The organism is Roseovarius sp. 10, from assembly GCF_033100315.1.
In the GTDB taxonomy this organism is placed as follows: domain Bacteria; phylum Pseudomonadota; class Alphaproteobacteria; order Rhodobacterales; family Rhodobacteraceae; genus M30B80.
In genome coordinates this window covers 482,852-502,237 of sequence record NZ_JAWLVH010000003.1, presented here as the reverse complement: position 1 = coordinate 502,237, position 19,386 = coordinate 482,852, and the positions used below count along the sequence as shown (strand labels likewise).

General features: G+C 55.0%; 19 protein-coding genes. 8 read left to right on the top strand and 11 right to left on the bottom strand.

Annotation, left to right across the window (positions count from 1 at the left end; genetic code table 11):
* Positions 1–9: 9 nt before the first annotated feature.
* The 4 genes from RYZ18_RS12865 to folK all read right to left on the bottom strand — a co-directional run bounded on the left by RYZ18_RS12865 (position 10) and on the right by folK (position 3,918).
* On the bottom strand, positions 10–624 hold the full coding sequence (locus tag RYZ18_RS12865; RefSeq protein ID WP_317657262.1) for a DUF2062 domain-containing protein: 615 nt from the start codon (positions 622–624) through the stop codon (positions 10–12).
* Positions 625–704: 80 nt separating this feature from the next.
* A complete protein-coding gene (locus RYZ18_RS12860; RefSeq protein WP_317657261.1) occupies positions 705–2,858 on the bottom strand; it encodes a RelA/SpoT family protein in 2,154 nt (717 codons plus the stop codon).
* Between the two features lie 12 nt (positions 2,859–2,870).
* Positions 2,871–3,224, bottom strand: coding sequence for a DNA-directed RNA polymerase subunit omega (gene rpoZ / locus RYZ18_RS12855; RefSeq protein ID WP_213675507.1), 354 nt, complete (start codon positions 3,222–3,224; stop codon positions 2,871–2,873).
* A gap of 94 nt (positions 3,225–3,318) precedes the next feature.
* Positions 3,319–3,918, bottom strand: a complete 600-nt coding sequence (folK, locus tag RYZ18_RS12850) for a 2-amino-4-hydroxy-6-hydroxymethyldihydropteridine diphosphokinase (protein WP_317657260.1) — start codon at positions 3,916–3,918, stop codon at positions 3,319–3,321.
* A gap of 96 nt (positions 3,919–4,014) precedes the next feature.
* Between folK and RYZ18_RS12845 the strand changes: the two genes are divergently transcribed.
* Positions 4,015–4,581, top strand: a complete 567-nt coding sequence (locus RYZ18_RS12845; RefSeq protein ID WP_317657259.1) for an NYN domain-containing protein — start codon at positions 4,015–4,017, stop codon at positions 4,579–4,581.
* Here the strand turns inward: RYZ18_RS12845 and RYZ18_RS12840 are convergent.
* Positions 4,578–6,821, bottom strand: a complete 2,244-nt coding sequence (locus tag RYZ18_RS12840; protein WP_317657258.1) for an ATP-binding protein — start codon at positions 6,819–6,821, stop codon at positions 4,578–4,580. The genes RYZ18_RS12845 and RYZ18_RS12840 overlap by 4 nt on opposite strands.
* A 285-nt stretch (positions 6,822–7,106) precedes the next feature.
* Between RYZ18_RS12840 and ispH the strand changes: the two genes are divergently transcribed.
* The 5 genes from ispH (at position 7,107) to RYZ18_RS12815 (ending at position 12,598) form a co-directional block, all read left to right on the top strand.
* Complete coding sequence (gene ispH, locus RYZ18_RS12835; RefSeq protein WP_317657257.1) at positions 7,107–8,057, top strand: 4-hydroxy-3-methylbut-2-enyl diphosphate reductase; 951 nt, start codon at positions 7,107–7,109, stop codon at positions 8,055–8,057.
* A gap of 9 nt (positions 8,058–8,066) precedes the next feature.
* Positions 8,067–8,648 (top strand): LysE family translocator, encoded by a 582-nt coding sequence (locus RYZ18_RS12830; RefSeq protein WP_317657256.1) that lies wholly within the window; start codon positions 8,067–8,069, stop codon positions 8,646–8,648.
* Between the two features lie 64 nt (positions 8,649–8,712).
* Entirely contained in the window at positions 8,713–10,557 is a 1,845-nt protein-coding gene (locus RYZ18_RS12825; protein WP_317657255.1) for an ABC transporter ATP-binding protein, read from the top strand.
* The gene (locus RYZ18_RS12820) at positions 10,554–11,795 is read left to right on the top strand and encodes a class I SAM-dependent RNA methyltransferase (protein ID WP_317657254.1); all 1,242 of its coding nucleotides are present in this window, start codon (positions 10,554–10,556) and stop codon (positions 11,793–11,795) included. The genes RYZ18_RS12825 and RYZ18_RS12820 overlap by 4 nt, the downstream gene beginning before the upstream one ends.
* A 20-nt stretch (positions 11,796–11,815) precedes the next feature.
* The gene (locus RYZ18_RS12815; protein ID WP_317657253.1) at positions 11,816–12,598 is read left to right on the top strand and encodes an ion transporter; all 783 of its coding nucleotides are present in this window, start codon (positions 11,816–11,818) and stop codon (positions 12,596–12,598) included.
* 4 nt (positions 12,599–12,602) lie between these two features.
* On the opposite strand, the gene dxs is transcribed toward RYZ18_RS12815, so the two are convergent.
* The 6 genes from dxs to RYZ18_RS12785 are packed head-to-tail and all read right to left on the bottom strand — an operon-like array spanning position 12,603 to position 17,866.
* A complete protein-coding gene (dxs, locus tag RYZ18_RS12810) occupies positions 12,603–14,522 on the bottom strand; it encodes a 1-deoxy-D-xylulose-5-phosphate synthase (protein ID WP_317657252.1) in 1,920 nt (639 codons plus the stop codon).
* Between the two features lie 57 nt (positions 14,523–14,579).
* Positions 14,580–15,449, bottom strand: coding sequence for a polyprenyl synthetase family protein (locus RYZ18_RS12805; protein WP_411567124.1), 870 nt, complete (start codon positions 15,447–15,449; stop codon positions 14,580–14,582).
* 15 nt (positions 15,450–15,464) lie between these two features.
* On the bottom strand, positions 15,465–15,710 hold the full coding sequence (locus tag RYZ18_RS12800; protein ID WP_317657251.1) for an exodeoxyribonuclease VII small subunit: 246 nt from the start codon (positions 15,708–15,710) through the stop codon (positions 15,465–15,467).
* Complete coding sequence (locus RYZ18_RS12795; protein ID WP_317657250.1) at positions 15,707–16,642, bottom strand: histone deacetylase family protein; 936 nt, start codon at positions 16,640–16,642, stop codon at positions 15,707–15,709. The genes RYZ18_RS12800 and RYZ18_RS12795 overlap by 4 nt, the downstream gene beginning before the upstream one ends.
* A complete protein-coding gene (locus RYZ18_RS12790; protein ID WP_317657249.1) occupies positions 16,642–17,355 on the bottom strand; it encodes a response regulator in 714 nt (237 codons plus the stop codon). The genes RYZ18_RS12795 and RYZ18_RS12790 overlap by 1 nt, the downstream gene beginning before the upstream one ends.
* Position 17,356: 1 nt before the next feature.
* Positions 17,357–17,866, bottom strand: a complete 510-nt coding sequence (locus tag RYZ18_RS12785; protein ID WP_317657248.1) for a MarR family winged helix-turn-helix transcriptional regulator — start codon at positions 17,864–17,866, stop codon at positions 17,357–17,359.
* A 204-nt stretch (positions 17,867–18,070) separates the two neighbouring features.
* On the opposite strand from RYZ18_RS12785, the gene RYZ18_RS12780 reads away from it, so the two are divergent.
* Together RYZ18_RS12780 and RYZ18_RS12775 are read left to right on the top strand one after the other, a co-directional pair.
* Positions 18,071–18,940 (top strand): branched-chain amino acid aminotransferase, encoded by an 870-nt coding sequence (locus RYZ18_RS12780; RefSeq protein ID WP_317657247.1) that lies wholly within the window; start codon positions 18,071–18,073, stop codon positions 18,938–18,940.
* 96 nt (positions 18,941–19,036) lie between these two features.
* A complete protein-coding gene (locus RYZ18_RS12775) occupies positions 19,037–19,381 on the top strand; it encodes a DUF2794 domain-containing protein (protein WP_340243739.1) in 345 nt (114 codons plus the stop codon).
* The last annotated feature ends 5 nt before the right edge of the window (positions 19,382–19,386 follow it).

Here is a 19,386-nt window from a genome sequence, read left to right as displayed (position 1 = left end):
AAAGTTAATCTAGCGTTTTGCGGCCGAAGTGCCAGCCTGTTCGCGGCGTTTCTCAATCTTCGCTCTGCGCTTGGCAATACGGCGCTTTTGATACGCACGGATCAGAGGCACACTGATAAAATAGGCCAAGATTGATGATAAAATCCCTGGAATAATCGCCCCAATCATCCATGGGAAAAATACCGTGTCATAGAAAATCTTGAGTTCATGCCAATGCGCGGGCGCCCCTGAGAAGATCGACCACAGGTTATGCAGCAAATCACCCGCCGCCCCCCGAAACCGCGCAATCAACCCTGCATTCACATCACTGCGCATCGTTGAGCCAAGCATGAAATGCCCTGTTTCAAGCGAGATTATCGCAATCGGCACATAGGTCAGCGGGTTGCCGACAAAAGTCGCCAGAAGCGAAGCAATCACATTGCCCCGCAAAATCCATGCAAGCAGAGCTGCGATGAAAAAGTGGAACCCGAAAAAGGGCGTAAAGACAGCAAATACACCAGCGGCAACACCACGCCCGATCGATTCCGCCGATCCCGGCAGGCGGTTCAGACGATGGGTGACATATTGGAAGGCACGCATCCATCCGCCACGCGGATAGACCCATTCGGCCACAATCCGAAGCAAGGGTCGCTGATCCCTTCGCTTAAACACCACGGATTGTTCCTCTCCCTTACTCGCGTAGCTACACCCGCGCCGTGTCGGGTCTAAGGACGCCTTTCTACATCTCGATAACGGCCAAGCTTGGCGACATCGCTATCAGCCTCCAATGCCATCATCACCGCATGCAGATGTTCAGCATCCCTTACATCAACATCAATTAATAAACGAAAGAAGTCTGGCTTTCGGTCGATAAAATGTAAATCAGAGATATTGGCATTTTGTTCGCCAATCAATGTGCAGATTCTTCCCAAAACACCGTTAAAATTCGAAATCGTCACGTTGATCGTGACGTTATGCACCGCAGCGTGCCGACCTTCTGACCAATGCAGATCAATCCAACGCTCGGGCGCGTTGTCGAATTCAGCCAAAGATTCGCAGTCAATCGCATGAACCATTGGCCCACGCCCGCGATAGGTGATGCCCACAATCCGTTCACCTGGCACAGGCTGGCAACATTGGGCACGCTGCACATCTGACCCCGAGGGCAAACCAATCACAGCCCGCTTTTGATCGACATCGACAAAATCACCGCTGGTGGCGAGTTCTGGATAAAGCTTGGTCACCACATCGCGCGCCGAAATTTCAGCAGATCCGATCCGCGCCAAAACCTCGTCACCATCTTCGAGGCCAAGCGCCTTGGCGGCTGTGTCCAAGGCCTTGGGGGTGGATTTCTTATTGGCATGCTCAAACGCCACCCGCGCCAATTCGCGCCCCAATTTGATATAACGCCCCCGATCCTCTTCGCGGAGGCGGCGGCGGATTGCGGCCTTAGCACGGCCTGTCACCACAATATCAATCCATGTGGCCTGCGGGCTTTGACCTTCGGCGGTCACAACCTCGACCGATTGGCCATTTTTCAGGCGTGTCCAAAGCGGCACGCGAATGCCATCAACCTTGGCCCCCACGCAAGAATGGCCAATGCGCGTGTGAATCGAATAGGCGAAATCCAACGGGGTCGCCCCGCGCGGCAACTTCACAACATCCCCTTTAGGCGTGAAGCAAAACACTTGGTCGGAATACATTTCCAACTTCACATGTTCGAGGAATTCATCATGGTCCTCGGCCATCTCAAAGCGTTCTGTCAGCGTGGACAACCATTTTGCAGGATCAACCGCAAACGGGTTCGCCGCGCGCACCCCGTCTCGATAGGACCAATGCGCCGCGACACCAGATTCAGCAACTTCGTGCATCTGGCGCGTGCGGATTTGGATTTCAACACGCTTACCATCTCGCCCTGAAACAGAGGTATGGATCGAACGATAGCCGTTCGACTTGGGCTGGCTGATGTAATCCTTGAATCTTCCCGGAACAGAACGCCATCTTTGATGCATCGCCCCTAAAACGCGATAGCATTCATCCTCTGTCTCAACGATGACGCGAAATCCGTAAATGTCAGACAAACGCGAAAAGGCGAGGTCTTTTTCCTGCATTTTGCGCCAAATCGAAAAGGGCTTTTTGGCACGGCCATAGACATCGCCAGAAATGCCATGCTTAGCTAAAACGGCTTCGATATCATCGGTGATCTTTGGGATCACATCGCCCGATTCTTTCTGCAGGGTCAAAAAGCGGCGCATGATCGAATTGCGGGCTTCGGGATTTACCACGCGAAAGGCAAGGTCTTCCAACTCCTCGCGCATCCATTGCATCCCCATACGGCCTGCAAGCGGCGCGTAGATATCCATTGTCTCGCGCGATTTTTGCAGCTGCTTTTCGGCGCGCATATGGCGGATGGTGCGCATATTGTGCAATCGGTCGGCCAGTTTCACGAGGATCACGCGCAGATCCTTGGACATGGCCATGAACAATTTGCGAAAGTTCTCAGCCTGCTTTGATTCGCGATTGGATAGCTGCAAATTGGTCAGCTTGGTCACGCCATCGACCAATTCCGCAACATCCGTCCCAAAACGGCTTTCCAGTTCGGAATAGGTGCCCTTGGTATCTTCGATCGTGTCATGCAGCAGCGCCGTTGCGATTGTGGCATCGTCCAGCCGCATCTCGGTCAGGATCGCGGCCACCGCAACAGGGTGGGTGAAATAGGCCTCACCCGATTGGCGCATTTGCCCCTGATGCATATCCTGCGCATAGGAATAGGCCCCCCGCAGGAGGGCCTCATTGCATTTTGGATTGTAGTTTCGGACAAGACTGATCAGATCATCGGCATCGAGAAGGCCGCTTCGATCTGATCCATTTCCGTCCATAAATCGCCTGTTTTAGTTCTGCCCCTGCGCTTCAAGCAGGGCACGCAACATCTGTTCTTCAGTCATATCATCCGCTTGTGGACGATCCTGATCGGCGCTTTGCAACAATGTCATCGTGTCTTCTTCAGGCTCATCAACCTCAATCTGAGTTTGATGCGATTCAATGAAACGCTCGCGCAGGCCATCTGCGGATTGTGTCTCTTCTGCAATCTCGCGCAACGCAACGACAGGATTCTTGTCATTGTCGCGATCCACAGTAAGCGGCGAGCCAGACGCCATTTCGCGGGCGCGATGTGCAGCAAGCATCACCAATTCAAAGCGGTTGGGAACCTTGTCTACGCAATCTTCTACCGTCACGCGGGCCATACTAAACTCTCCAAGGCTGATTAAGGGAGGGGCGCAAGCCTCGTAAATAGTCAGACCGCCCCCGAAATACAAGTGCAAAAGACCGCACGCGCCCTCACAGTGGATTGATCTCACGACACTCTTCGGGCGACAATTTTGCGCGCAATTCAGAAACCGTTTCGCCAAGGATCGGGTGACACCAATTTGGGGCAACATCACAGAGCGGGATTAAAACAAAGCCGCGCTCAGCCATGCGGGGGTGAGGTAAAATCAATTGATCAGGCGCGCGCGATTGCGCCTCTTTTGTCGAGAGATTGGCCCAAACTTGCCATGTGTCTGGGTCTGGCAAAACCAAATTGCCGAGGCCCAAAAGATCCAAATCCAACCCACGCGCGGCCCAGCGTTGTGAACGGCTGCGGCCAAAATCGGCCTCTATAGCATGCAGCTTTTCCAGCAGCGAATTTGGGTCTAATGGCCAGTCAAAGGAGATCGCCGCATTCACAAAATCAGGGCCAGAACCTGCAGGAAATGCAGGGGTTCGATAGAGTTGGCTCAATTTGAAATCGCCACCACCCTGTGCGGTCACATAGTCCCGCAACTGTGCAATCGCACGATCCAAAACCACGCGCGGCGCCTGCCCCTCGACAGGTAGATTTGAGCCAAGCGCGACAAGTGCTTTGCGCGGCTCCGCATTAGAAAGGAAAGCTTGCGCCAAATGATTTATCCCCTATTTTGCTCTGCATTGCTGATCGTGATATTTTGACGAATTATTCAAGGCCGCGATTGGTCTGTTTGTTATAAGGTCTTTCAAATGTTTTATCGTGATGAGCGCCTCGCGCTCTTTATTGACGGCTCAAATCTTTATGCGGCAGCCAAGGCTTTGGCGTTTGATATCGACTATAAACTCTTACGCCAAGAATTCATGCAACGCGGAAAACTTCTTCGCGCATTTTATTATACGGCCCTTCTTGAGAATGACGAATATTCCCCGATTCGCCCTCTGGTGGATTGGTTGAACTACAACGGGTTCACCATGGTGACGAAAGCCGCCAAGGAATTCACAGATGCGCAAGGGCGCCGCAAGATCAAAGGGAATATGGATATTGATTTGGCGGTCGATGCGATGGAAATCGCAGACCATGTCGATCATATCGTGCTGTTTTCTGGCGATGGCGATTTTCGTCCGCTTGTGGCTGCCATCCAACGCAAGGGCGTTCGGGTTTCGGTTGTGTCCACCATCCGCTCGAACCCACCCATGATTGCCGATGACCTAAGGCGGCAGGCGGACAATTTCATTGAATTGGACGAGTTAAAAGACGCAGTAGGACGCCCCCCGCGCGAAAATGGCGGTGAGGATGACTTTGAGGAAAGCTATTAAGGCGCCCTGCGCATGGCACCGCGCCCCTCTTCCTCCCCCACCAGATAGAGCGACAACATCTGCGACAAATCCCCCAAGCGCACAGGCTTGGTCAGATAGGCATCCATGCCGACATCAATCCCCTTTTGGCGGTCATGGCCAACGGCGTCAGCCGTGATGGCGATAATAGGGATTTTTGAGAACCCTGACGCACTTTCACGCGCCCGAATTTCGCGGGTCATTTCAAAACCATTCATCGTGGGCATGTGACAATCGGTGAGGATCAGATCGAAACAGTCTTGATCCAGCGCCGCAAGCGCCTCGCGCCCATTGATGGCAATCTGGCTTTCATATCCCAGAAGTCGCAATTGTGATGTCAGCACGATTTGATTCACCTCGTTATCCTCAACCAACAAAATCCGTGGCTTGGTATTGGGTGAATTTGTCTTGCCGATATCGCGGCGGTCCCGTTCGGCATTCTCAAAGGCTAGATCAGGGCGGTGCATCATATCGGCGCTTAAAAGCGGGGATTGTGCCGCAATGGGATGCCCTGTGAGGTGGCGTAAACCTGCAAGCAGGTCACTGGCCAATAGTGGGCGAATTTGGGCAACAAATAAATCTGGGGACAAATGTCCCGTTCTCATCCCACGGCGGCGCGTGAGGCCCAAAAGCTTGACCTTCGAAAACGCGCCCAAATCCTGCGTAGGATCAGGCAGGTCAGCATTTTCTAAAACCATTACAAAAAGTGACTTATCGGGTGCCGTTTCCGCGAGGCTCTGCAAATCTTCCATGGTTTCAACCCAATTTTGGGTGGCGCCAAGGGCCTCAAAATAGGGGGAAAGGGTCGCACGATCTTCGGGGGCATTCGCCCAAGCTTGGATCGCCCATCCATCAAGCTGCGGGCAATCCAATGTTTCGCATGCCTCAATGAGGGGCAACGTGATGCGAATGGTTGTGCCCTTGCCAACAGCACTTTGCACGGCAATCTGGCCATCCAATTTATCGACCAATTGCTTGACAATTGTCAGGCCCAAACCTGTGCCGCCAAAATGCAAGGCCGTAGATGCGCCCGATTGTGTGAAGGGCTCGAACATCTCGCGCATGAAGTCAGCATCCATGCCAATGCCATTATCGCGGAACTCTAATACAAATTGCCCGCGGCCATCATGGATTTCACCCAAGCGGGTAACCTGAACAACCACTTCCGCGCGGGGGGCTGACAATCCATCGCGATCGCGGGGACTGGAGAACTTAATCGCGTTGGACAAAAGGTTCAGCGTGATCTGCCCCAAGCGGCCACCATCCATCATCACAAATTTTGGCAGGCTTAAATCATAACGGAACCGCACAGTGACATTGCGTTCATCAGCATAGCCGCGCATGACCTCGACCGTGCTTTCAACCTGCGCCAAGAGATCCGTCTTTTCTGGGGCAAGTTCAAGTTTGCCCGCATCAATTTTGGAGACGTCTAATACGTCATCAATGATCCGCAAGAGGGCATAGGACGAACGGCGCGCTGTTGCTAAGAAGCGTTTTTGTTCGTGGCTTAAGGGGGACTGATCCAATAATTCCATCATCCCCACCACCCCATTCATTGGGGTTCGGATTTCGTGGCTCATCGCAGCAAGAAAGGCAGATTTTGCCTGATTGGCGGCAATGGCGCGTTCCTCACTTTCGGTCAGGCGCTGATTGAAGGTTTCTGTCAGATTACCGATCAACAATAATTCAATTGCTAAAACTGCAAACACGGTCAGATAGACCACATAGCGCAGCACGCTGCCGATCTCTTCCGAGATGTAAGGCCCGCCAAAATAATCATACCCAAGATATTCAGCGAGCATCCATGTGCAGATAGCAATGGATAACAGCGTCACAATGAGGCCGCGTTGATAGCGCGTGGAAAAAACCAAAAACGGCCCCGCCACCACCGCGAAATACATGAATTCAACCCGCGCTGTTGGATGTGAGACAAAGAATGCACCCGTAATTGTCACCAAGCCTGCAAAAAACCACAGGATTTTGCCGATGGTGTGATGACCAAAAAACGTGACTAAAATGGCAAGCGTGGTCGAGCCCATCATGAACAGGGCAAGATAGACAATCGGCATTTCCCCAAGCGCGAAGCCAATCGCGCACCACCCTGCGGCGGTTACGGTTACCACAATATTTGACACATAGACGGAACGATTGCGGAGCGCATTGAGTGTTTGGCTCGAATGGGTGGGCTGCATCTGCACCGTTTGGTTTGATTGCCTTTTCATCACATCTCCCCGCGATGGCGGCCAATTTGGAAGATAATTCTGAACATCGCCTTAGCACCGCACATAGCACTCACCCTCACGCGTTAAACCCATGCAAATATCGTGCCGAAAAATATTAAATTTATCGATAACCAGAAGATATTTTGATCGATGGGTTGATCAACCTTGCCCATTGATGCGCAGGAAATGTGGCATGTGTGAGGCGCTTGCACGGATGCGGTGTAGGTAGAAACGCTAGACGGCGGGGCCACAAAGACTTAACTGTGGGGTGATCGGAGAGATACTATGCAAAAACCGCCCCTCACCCTCTATTTGGCCGCACCGCGCGGATTTTGCGCAGGTGTAGATCGCGCAATTAAAATCGTGGAAATGGCTCTCGAGAAATGGGGCGCACCCGTCTTTGTGCGCCATGAAATCGTGCATAACAAATTCGTGGTGGATGCCCTACGCGAAAAGGGCGCAGTTTTTGTCGAAGAATTGGACGAGTGCCCAAATGATCGACCCGTGATTTTTTCTGCCCATGGGGTGCCCAAATCTGTTCCCGCAACCGCAGAGCGGCGGCAGATGATATATGTTGATGCAACCTGCCCGCTTGTATCCAAAGTGCATATCGAGGCGGCGCGACATCATGAGGCGGGGTTGCAGATCGTGATGATCGGCCACGCGGGCCATCCTGAAACGATTGGCACTATGGGCCAATTGCCCGAGGGCGAAGTTGTCTTGGTTGAAACAGTGGCGGATGTTGCGACCCTCACGGTACGCGACCCTCTGAAACTGGCCTTTGTGACGCAAACCACCCTTTCGATTGATGACACCGCCGATGTTGTTGCGGCCCTCAAGACACGGTTCCCTGCGATTATCGGCCCGCACAAAGAAGATATTTGCTACGCCACCACCAACCGCCAAGAGGCCGTCAAGGCGATGGCGGTCAAGGCAGATGCCATGCTTGTCGTGGGCGCGCCCAATTCCTCAAATTCAAAACGCTTGGTCGAGGTGGGGGCAAAAATGGGCTGCAACTATGCGCAGCTTGTGCAACGGGCGACCGATATTGACTGGCGCGCGCTTGAGGGGATTACCAGCCTTGGTCTGACGGCGGGCGCATCTGCGCCAGAGCTGTTGGTCAATGAAGTGATTGATGCCGTGCGGGCGCGTTATGATGTGACAGTCGAACAGGTTGAGACTGCCGTGGAAAATGTTGAGTTCAAAGTGCCGCGCATCCTGCGTGAGCCTGCCTAACCATCGCCCATGGATCCGCTTTACCCATTTGTTTTTGCAGGGCTGTTTTCGCCTGGGCCAAATGTTATCCTCTTGACCACATCAGGCGCGCTGTTCGGGTTTCGCGCGACCATTCCGCATATTTTCGGTGTCGCCGCAGGGGTGGGGGTGATTGCCGCGGCCTCAAGTCTTGGCGTCAGCGCAATTTTATTGGCCTATCCAGTGGCTGCCTTATTGATGAAAATAGCCGCAGCATCTTGGATCCTTTATATGGCATTCACCCTATGGCGGGCCAAACCGGCGGATCCTAAGGCGCGACAGGTCGCAAAGCCGTTTACCTTTCTTCAGGCTGTGATGTTTCAATGGGTCAATCCCAAGGTCTGGGCCGTCAGCCTTGCCGCCGCCGCGGGCTTTGGCGCGGGCGGCACGCTTTTGACAGAAGCCTTGCGCCTTTCCTCCGCCTTTTCAGGAATTAATCTTTTTGTCTGTCTGTTTTGGGCCGCGGCAGGAACGGCCTTAGCGCGGCTTCTGACCACGCCGCGTGCATGGAATATTTTTCGCAAAACCATGGCAAGCGCCCTCGCGCTGACAGCCGCAATGGTCTTTATGTGAGCCCCGCCCTATATTGCGCCACAGGGTCAGGCTGCGACCCAATCAACCAATCAGGCCCGATGCAATGTTCCGATTTTTCGAAACACTGGTAGATCCCTATACGCCCTACGCCGATGAGGATACGCCCCCCAATCGACTCTGGCCATTTTTGCGCAGCTATGCGCAACCCTTCAAACGGGTGTTCATCGCAGCCGCCTTTATGTCGATGGTGGTCGCTTCGATTGAATTGGGGTTGATCGTCTATTTGGGGCGCGTTGTTGATCTGCTATCGGTCAATAGTCCCGCAGAACTCTTTGCAAATCACGGGCTCGAGCTTGGCTTAGTCGCGCTTTTTGTGGTGCTAGTCCGCCCTTTGATGCAGCTTTTGGATGTGGGGCTTTTGAACAATGCGATCCTGCCGAATTTCGGCACGCTGATCCGTTGGCGGGCACATCGGCATGTTTTACGTCAATCGGTCGGATGGTTTGAAAATGATTTTGCGGGCCGTATCGCAGGGCGGATTATGCAAACCCCACCCGCCGCAGGCGATGCGGTTTTTCAGATTTTTGACGCCATCACATTTTCCATCGCCTATTTCATCGGCGCGCTGATCCTACTGACCCAGTCAGACCCACGGCTTGCCGTGCCCTTGGTGATTTGGTGCGGGCTTTATGGGCTGTTGGTGCGCTGGACAATCCGCAATGTCACCCCCGCCTCCAAGGCCAGTTCAGATGCGCGATCCATGACAACGGGACGGGTCGTTGACAGCTATACCAACATCCACTCAGTCAAGCTTTTCGCGCATACAACACGCGAACTGGACTATGCCCGCGAGGCCATTGAGCACACCCGCCAAACATTCGCCCGCGAGATGCGGATATTCACGATAATGGACGTCACGCTATTGACCTTGAACGGACTTTTGATCGTGTCCGTTGTCGGTTGGTCGGTTTGGTTGTGGTATACGGGAACGGCAACTGTTGGCGTTGTGGCTGCGGCAACCGCCCTGACCTTACAGCTCAATGCAATGACGGGCTGGATCATGTGGGCTCTCTCAAGCCTATTCCGGGAATTGGGGGTGGTGATGGAGGGGATGGAGACCATTGCCCAACCGATCACATTGCGTGACCACCATAACGCATCCGCCCTCAAATTCGAAAAAGGATTGATCGAATTTGACGCGGTCAGTCACCATTATGGGCGCGGCGCGGGTGGCTTAGATCGCCTCAGTTTAACCATCCAGCCCGGCGAAAAGGTCGGGCTTGTCGGGCGCTCTGGCGCTGGGAAATCAACCCTCGTGAAACTTTTGCTGCGTTTTTATGATTGTGAAGGCGGCGTAATCCGCATTGATGGCCAAAATATTGCCGATGTGACACAAGACAGCCTGCGCGCCACAATGGGCGTTGTGCAGCAAGACAGCAGCCTGTTGCACCGCTCCGTGCGCGACAACATCGCCTATGGCCGCCCCGATGCAAGTGATGCTGACGTAATCCGCGCCGCAGAATGCGCCGAGGCCTTAGGGTTCATCCATGATCTTGAAGACCCAGAGGGCCGCACAGGGTTTGAGGCCCATGTTGGCGAACGCGGGGTGAAACTTTCGGGCGGGCAAAGACAGCGCATTGCGCTTGCGCGGGTGGTTCTGAAAGATGCGCCGATTTTGATTTTGGACGAGGCCACAAGCGCGCTTGATAGCGAGATTGAAGCGAGCATCCAAAACACGCTGAGCGACCTGATGGCAGGCAAAACCGTGATTGCGATTGCGCATAGACTGTCGACCATTGCGCAGATGGATCGCATCATCGTTTTAGATGAAGGCCACATCATCGAAGATGGCCCGCATGAGGTGCTTTTGGCAAAGGGCGGGCTCTATGCTTCGCTGTGGAACCGCCAATCGGGCGGCTTTCTTAATCCAGACGGAGGTTCCGCGTGAGCGAAGAAACCCTCACAATCACCCGCCTCGGACATCGCGGCGATGGTATTGCACAGAACGCAGACGGAGGCCAAATCCTCGTCCCCCTCACCTTGCCAGACGAGGTGGTGCACGGCGTGGTAAACGAAGGTCAATTGGACGGGGCCAAAATTGTGACCCCTTCCCCCGCGCGGGTAAAACCTGTCTGCGTGCATTATAAATCCTGTGGCGGGTGCAGCCTGCAACATGCCTCGGACACATTTGTCAGTGCGTGGAAGGCAGACCAAATTGCCATTGCGCTTGCCGCGCACGGGATCACAACCGATATCCGCGCAACCCTAACTTCGCCTGCGCACTCACGCAGGCGCGCCACCTTTGCAGCGCGGCGCACGAAATTGGGGGCGATGGTGGGATTTCATGCCCGAAAATCGGACGTCATTGTGCCAATCGGCGAATGTCACCTTTTGCCCGATGAGATGGTGGCCACGCTGCCCGTATTGGCCGAGATCGCCCGTTTAGGGGGATCGCGCAGTGCGGTTTTGGGCTTTAGCCTAACCCAGTCCGACATCGGCCTTGACCTCCACGTGACGGGCGGCAAGCCCTTAGATCATGCGCTGCGGGCTGAATTGCCAAAATTCCGCACCGAATTTCTGCGCCTGACATGGGGGGATGAGGTCGTCTTTATGGAAACCCCACCCTATCACCAAATGGGGCACGCGCGTGTCACCCCACCCGCAGGTGCATTTTTGCAAGCCACCAAATCGGGCGAAGCAGCGCTTTTGGCCGCTGCACGCAGCGCGATTTCGGGGGCCACACGCATCATTGACCTTTTTGCGGGATGTGGAACCTTTACCTTTCCGCTGGCCGAAACAGCACCCGTGCACGCAGTCGAAGGCAGCGCCGATATGGTCAAGACCTTGCAAGACGCCACCCGCTATGCGGACGGGCTAAAGCCCATTACCGCCGAAACCCGCGACCTGTTTCGCCGCCCCGTTTTAAGTGACGAATTCGCCAAATATGACGCGGTGGTCATCGACCCGCCCCGTGCAGGCGCACAGGCACAGGTGCATGAATTGGCGAAAACCGAGATCCCCCAGATTGCATTTCTATCTTGCAACCCGATCAGTTTTGCCCGTGACGCAAAAACGCTCATTGACGCAGGTTATTGCCTTGAATGGGTGCAGCCCATCGACCAATTCCGTTGGTCGCCGCATATAGAACTTGCCGCCCGCTTTACCCGACCCCATATGGCGCGGTAACGCGCTCAAGGATGGCTGCTATGACCCGTGATTTTGCGACCACGCGACAGATACTTGCCGATTGGCTAGACCGCCCCCGCATCCGCCAATTCATCATCGGCGTGATCATTTTTAACGCCATTCTTTTGGGCCTTGAGACATCGCCCGAAGTTATGGGCACGGCGGGCACCATTATCCTGACATTGGACTGGATTTGCCTTGCGATTTTCGTGATCGAAATTGCGCTGAAACTGGTGGCCCATGGCGCGCGGTTTTTCCGCTCAGGATGGAACGTTTTTGATTTCTTGATCGTTGGGATCGCGCTGATGCCCGCCACCCACGGGCTGTCAGTTCTGCGCGCCTTGCGCATCTTGAGGGTGCTTCGTGTCATTTCAGCCGCGCCACGATTGCGCCGCGTGGTCGAGGGGTTTGTCACCGCCTTGCCAGGAATGGGCAGCGTATTCTTGCTGATGGGGATCATCTTTTACATCGGTGCCGTGATGGCAACCAAACTGTTCGGGGCGTCTTTCCCCGAATGGTTCGGCACGCTTGGCGCGTCTTTCTATTCCCTTTTCCAAATCATGACATTGGAAAGTTGGTCCATGGGCATCGTGCGCCCCGTGATGGATGTTTATCCTTATGCGTGGCTGTTCTTTGTGCCATTCATCATGGTCACGACCTTTGCGGTGGTGAACCTGCTGGTTGGCCTGATCGTCAATTCCATGCAAGACGCGCATGCCGAAGAAAGCAACGCCGCCACTGATGCCTATCGCGATGAGGTGCTTGAGCGGCTGCGCAAGATTGAGGAGCGGTTGGGGAAATAGGCGTTTAAGCCCGCTTCCCCAAAACATCTACACCCAAGGTCATGAGAACCTTGGTCACGATATCCTCGGCATTCATGCCTGCGACCGCATACATGTCGCGCGGGCTGGCTTGGTCGATGAAAATATCGGGCAGCACCATGGAGCGATATTTGATCCCCCGATCAAACACGCCCGTTTCCGCGAGATGCTGCGCCACATGGCTGCCAAAGCCGCCAATCGCCCCTTCTTCGATGGTGATCAGCGCCTCGTGATGGCGGGCGAGTTGGTCGATCAAATCTGTATCCAAGGGTTTGGCAAAACGCGCGTCAGCAATCGTGGGCGTGATCCCTTTCTGGGCCAAAATCTCTGCAGCTTCGCGCACTTCTTTCAGACGGGTGCCAAAGTTCAAGAGAGCCACGCGATTGCCGTCCGCGATCATCCGCCCCTTGCCGATTTCAAGCGCCTGACCGCGTGCAGGTAACTCGACCCCAACACCTTCGCCGCGCGGAAAGCGGAAGGCAGAGGGGCGATCCCCAATCTCGAGGGCGGTGCGCACCATATGCACCAATTCCGCTTCATCGGCGGCCGCCATCACCACGAAATCGGGCAAATTTGCCAGATAGGCGATGTCAAAACTGCCCGCATGGGTGGCGCCATCGGCACCAACAAGCCCGGCGCGATCAATCGCAAAGCGCACAGGCAGACGTTGTATGGCCACGTCATGCACAACTTGATCATAGCCGCGTTGCAAGAAGGTCGAATAAAGCGCGCAGAAGGGTTTTAATCCACCCGCGGCCATACCCGCCGAAAAGGTCACCGCATGCTGTTCGGCAATGCCCACATCAAAACAGCGTTCGGGAAAGCGTTCTGCAAAAAGGTTCAGGCCTGTTCCGTCTGGCATCGCCGCCGTGACAGCCGTCACCAACGGATCCTCGGCGGCTTCGGCAATCAGCGCATCTGCAAAGACACGCGTATATGAGGGCGCGTTTGAGGGTGCTTTATGTTGCTTGCCCGTGACCACATCGAAGCGCGCGGTGGCGTGGCCGCGATCTGGGCGATCTTCAGCATAACCTTTGCCCTTCTTGGTAATCGCATGAATGAGCATCGGCCCATCCGCCCGCGCCTTGACGGTGCGCAGAACCGCAAGCAGCTGATCCATATCATGCCCATCAATCGGGCCGATGTAATCAAAGCCCAATTCTTCGAACAAGGTGCCGCCGACTGTCGCGGATTTCAGCAGTTCTTTCGCGCGGCGCGCCCCATGTTGGAAAGGCTCAGGCAAAAGCGATACTGCGCCCTTGGCGGCGGCTTTGAATTCCTGAAACGGCGCGCCTGCATAAAGGCGGGACAAATAAGCCGACATCGCACCTGTCGGCGGTGCAATCGACATTTCATTGTCGTTGAGGATCACAATCAACCGCTTTTTCAGATGGCCCGCATTGTTCAGGGCCTCATAGGCCATGCCTGCGGAAATCGAACCATCACCGATAATCGCAATCGCATCTCCCAAACCTGTCTCGCAGGCACCGCTTAAATCGCGCGCAACGGCAAAGCCAAGCGCCGCAGAAATAGAGGTGGAGCTATGCGCAGCGCCAAACGGGTCATAGGGCGACTCGCTGCGTTTCGTGAAGCCTGACAAGCCACCCTTTTGGCGCAGACTGCGGATACGATCCCGCCGCCCTGTCAAAATCTTATGCGGATAACATTGGTGGCTGACATCCCAAATGATCTTGTCACGCGGGGCGTCAAATACGGCGTGAAGTGCCACGGTCAATTCAACTACACCCAGACCAGCCCCCAAATGCCCACCCGTCTCGGAGACAGCCGAAATCGTCTCGGCGCGCAATTCATCGGCCAAGCGGATCAGATCATGATCAGAAAACCGCTGCAAATCACGCGGCGTGGTCACTTGATCCAAAAGCGGTGTTTTAGGTCTATCTGTCATCGGCCCTCCAGTGGTCGCCATATAGCCATGACAGGGGCCAAGGGCAACGGATCACGCCTATCTGTCGCGGGCAATGATGAATCGGGCAAGGTCGCGCAGGCTTTGGGCTTTATCCCCGAATGGTGCGAGGGCCGTTTCCGCCTCAGCGACCAAGCGCGCTGCCTCAGCCTTGGCACCGTCTAGCCCCAGAAGTGTGACAAAGGTCGCTTTGCCCGCATCGGCATCTTTGCGCAGGGCCTTACCTGCCTTGCTGCTGTCACCCTCCACATCCAAAATGTCATCAGCAATCTGAAAGGCGAGGCCAATTGCACGGGCATATGCCCTCAGTGGTGCGGGATCTTGGCCCGCTATGATCGCTGCGGCATGGGCGGGCCATTCCAACAGCGCGCCCGTTTTATTGCTTTGCAATTCCGTGATTTGCTCAAGGGTCAAGGGGGACGCAGCGGTTTCTGCAGCAATGTCCTGCGCCTGACCTAAAACCATACCGCGCGCACCTGCGGCTTCAGCCAAGGTCGCCACCAATTTGATCCGCACCTCCGCAGCCCCAAGATTAGGATCAGCCAAAAGCGCGAATGCAAAACTTTGCAGCGCATCCCCCGCGAGAACCGCAATCGCCTCGTTCCATTTCTTGTGAACAGTGGGTTGACCGCGGCGCAGGTCGTCATCGTCCATGCAAGGCAGATCATCGTGGATCAGACTATAGGCGTGGATGGCCTCAACCGCACCCGCCGCAGGAAGCGCGGAGGCCGCAGGAATGCCATATAGCGCCGATGCCTCAAGCACCAAAAACCCACGCAAACCCTTGCCACCCTGCAACGCATAGCGCATCGCCGCAGCAACATCATCTGAGCCATATTGTGCAAGCGCCTCGGTCAAGAACGCAGCAATGACGCGGGACTGGGTGCTGAGGCGGGTTTGAAACTCAATAGGGGCCAAAGGCGCTCAAAGCCCCTCAACTGGGGTGCTGCCCGTTGGCGCGCCTGTGCCATCTAGGGTGATTTTGGAGACTTTTTCTTCGGCCTCTTTGAGCTTGGCCTCACAGCGTGCGCGCAGCGCAGCCCCCCGTTCATAGAGCGCGATGGATTGGTCAAGTGGCACATCCCCACGCTCAAGCTTGGCCACGACTTCCTCTAGGGCGCGCAAGGCGTCTTCAAAACTCATCTGCGCAAGGTCGTTGTCATCTGTCATTTAGAAGCTTCCATCAATTCTGTGACATGGGCCGCAACACTGCGCCCCAGTGAGGGCAGATCATAACCGCCCTCTAGCGCCGAGACCACCCGCCCCGCGCATTGGGTTTCGGCAAATGCGCAAATTTCTCGCGTCAGCCATGCAAAATCCGTTTCATCCCAATTTAGATTGGCCAATGGATCCGCCTGATGCGCGTCAAAACCTGCGGAAATCAGGATAAGGTCAGGCGCAAATTCAACCAATCGCGGAAATACATCGCGAAGATAGGCCTGTTGCATCAGGGCCCCGTCTGAATTGGGTGGAAGGGGCACATTCAGAATATTACCCGCCACGCCACGTTCGCCACGCGCCCCCGATCCGGGATAAAGCGGCATCTGGTGTGACGAGACAAACAAAGCGCGGGTTTCACCCCACAGCAAATCTTGCGTGCCGTTGCCGTGATGCACATCGAAATCTATCACGGCCACCCGTGCGGCCCCCGCCCGCTCGAGTGCATGTTTGGCCCCAATCGCCACTGACCCAAACAGACAAAACCCCATGGCTGTTGCAGTTTCGGCGTGATGCCCAGGTGGCCGCGTGAGGACAAATGCGTTTTTGGCGCGGCCCTCCATCACGGCATCTATTGCTGCAATCACACCCCCTACGCCCGAAAGCGCGGCCTGCCATGAGGCGGGCGACAGAAAGGTATCGCCATCAAGCGCAACTTGCCCCTGCGTGGGCAAAGCCGCTTTGAGTTGGTCAATATAGGCTTGGGGGTGGCACAATCGCAGATCGTCTTCCGTGGCCAATGGGGCCGCGTGGCGTTCAAGCCCCACGAAATCTAAGCTATCCAAATGGGCCTTTATGGCCGCAATGCGCGCCACCTGTTCGGGATGGCCCTCTGGCGTCCGATGATCTTGCGCAAATGGATTTTCAAAAAGCCATGTCGCCATCAGTCAGGCACCAACATATAGCCCGCGCCGCGGACAGTTTGCAGATAACGGGGTTGTTTCGGGTCAGCTTCAATCTTGCGGCGTAGGCGGGTGATTTGCACATCAATTGCGCGCTCTTGCGCAGGGTCACCGCCTGCCATCTTGTCACGGCCCAATTCTTCGACCAACTGCTGACGGGTCACAGAACTGTTCACATGGGTTGCAAAGATCCGCATCAATGCGGCCTCGGTGGCAGTCAGGCGTAAAGGCTGATCACCCTGCCACAACTCGCCACGATCAATGTCAAAGCGCATGGCCCCAAGATGCAGCAATTTGGGCAGATTTTGGCTGGCTTCGGGTTGCGGCATACGGCGCAGGATCGCGCCGATACGCAATAGCAATTCCTTGGGCTCAAAGGGTTTTGGCAAATAATCATCTGCCCCCGCCTCAAAACCCGCAATACGATCTTGCGCCTCGCCCTTGGCCGTCAAAAGCAAGATTGGGCAATCCATCGTTTTGCGCAAATCTTGTGTCAGGCTAATGCCATCCTCACCCGGCATCATAACATCAAGCACAATCAAATCGAAATCCAACCCTTGCAACAGGCGGCGGGCTTGCGCAGCATCGCGTGCAACACTGGCCAGAAACCCGTTGCGGATGAGAAATTTTTGCAACAGCCCGCGGATGCGTTCATCATCATCCACGATCAAGATATGCGGGTTGGTGTCTGCCATTTTAGGTATCCAAACCTGCTTGGAAATGGCGCAGCATCTCAGGATCCATCATCTGCTCAAGGACAGCACGAAATCCTGCCACGGCCTCTGGCCCCGCATTGCGATAGGCCGCGCGCATGCGGTTGCGCTGCGCCTCTGACAATTCGCGTTCAAGCTTGGCACCTGTTTCGGTGAGATAAAGATGCCGTTCGCGCTTATCCTGCACCCCAACGCGGCTTTCGACCAAACCATCAGCGATCAGACTGCGCAGAACGCGATTGAGGGACTGCTTGGTCACGCCCAGAATATTCAGCAGGTTATTGACTGTCGTTCCAGGGGTGCGGTTGATGAAATGGATGGCACGATGATGAGCGCGACCATATTCGTAATTCTGCAAAATGCGATCAGGATCAGCGGTAAATCCCCGATAGGCGAAAAACATCGCCTCAATCCCGCGGCGCAGCTGCTCATCCGTCAAAAAGAGCAAGCTTTCGCCCGTGCCGATAGGGTTATTGACTGCACGCTCTGCCATCTTCACCTCCCGCATCATTTTTGATCTTTGGCATCGGAACCAAGGAACACTTCACAGTTTATGTCAGCCTTGTTGACTTTCCAAGAATCAATTGTTACCGAATTGCCAGTTTTGCGAAATATTATGTCCGAAACGGCCGTATTTTGCACAACATTTGCAAACTGGCGCAGATATGCGCCCTGAAGGAAAGATGGGATTGGAAAGATGAGCGGCACCTACGATAACCGCGATGGGAAAATCTGGCTGGATGGGGCTTTGGTCGATTGGCGCGAGGCCAATGTGCATATTCTGACCCATGCGATGCATTATGCATCTTCCGTCTTTGAGGGCGAGCGCGCCTATGGTGGCAAAATTTTCCTCAGCCGCGCCCATTCCGAACGGCTGCATTTTTCCGCAGGCCAATTGGACTTCGAAATTCCGTTTACTGTTGACCAAATTGAGGCTGCCAAGGCCGAGGTTCTCGCGGCCAATGGCCTGAGCGATGCCTATGTGCGCGCGGTTGCGTGGCGCGGCGCGGGTGAGGATATGGGTGTCTCCTCTCGCCGTAACCCCGTTCGTTTGGCCATCGCGGCATGGGGCTGGGGCAATTACTATGGGGATGCAAAAACCAAAGGCGCCAAACTTGATATCGCGCGGTGGAAACGCCCCTCGCCCGAAACGGCGCCAAGCCATGCCAAGGCAGCAGGCCTTTATATGATCTGCACAATGTCCAAGCATGAGGCCGAAGCCAAAGGCTGCTCGGATGCCATGATGTTTGATTATCGTGGCTATGTCGCCGAGGCGACAGGCGCAAATATCTTCTTCGTCAAAGATGGCGAAGTGCATACGCCAAAGCCAGATTGCTTCCTCAATGGCCTAACCCGCCAGACAGTTATCGGTATGTTGAACGATCGCCAAATCAAGGTGCATGAGCGTCATATCATGCCCGAAGAATTGGAAGGGTTTGAACAATGCTGGCTGACGGGCACCGCCGCAGAAGTCACCCCAGTGGGTCAGATTGGCAGCTATAATTTCGAGGTTGGCGCCCTGACGCGGAACATCTCGGACGCCTACGAAAAACTGGTTCGCGCCTAAGCGACACCGCGCATCACGGCCCGCAAGATCAGCTGACCTTGCGGGCCTTTTTATGATCTCCCTTGCATTTCTTAGAATTCATGCCACCATCAGCCTATGGTGATGCATACTCAATCCTTTGGCGCTTCCCATATTCCCGAAAAGGTCGCCTTTGATCGCGGCGAATTATCGGCGATCCTGTCGATTTATGGCCGCATGGTGGCTGCAGGTGAATGGCGCGATTATGGAATGTCGCTGCTGAGTGATGTTGCGATTTTCTCAGTTTTCCGCCGCACCGCCGAACACCCCATTTATCGGATTGAAAAGCGCCCCAAATTGGCAGGCAAGCAGGGAATGTATTCCGTGATTGGGATGGACGGGCGCATTCTCAAGCGCGGGCATGATCTGCGCAATGTCCTGCGCGTGCTAGAGCGCAAATTGATCCGCGCCGTAGACGATTAATACCC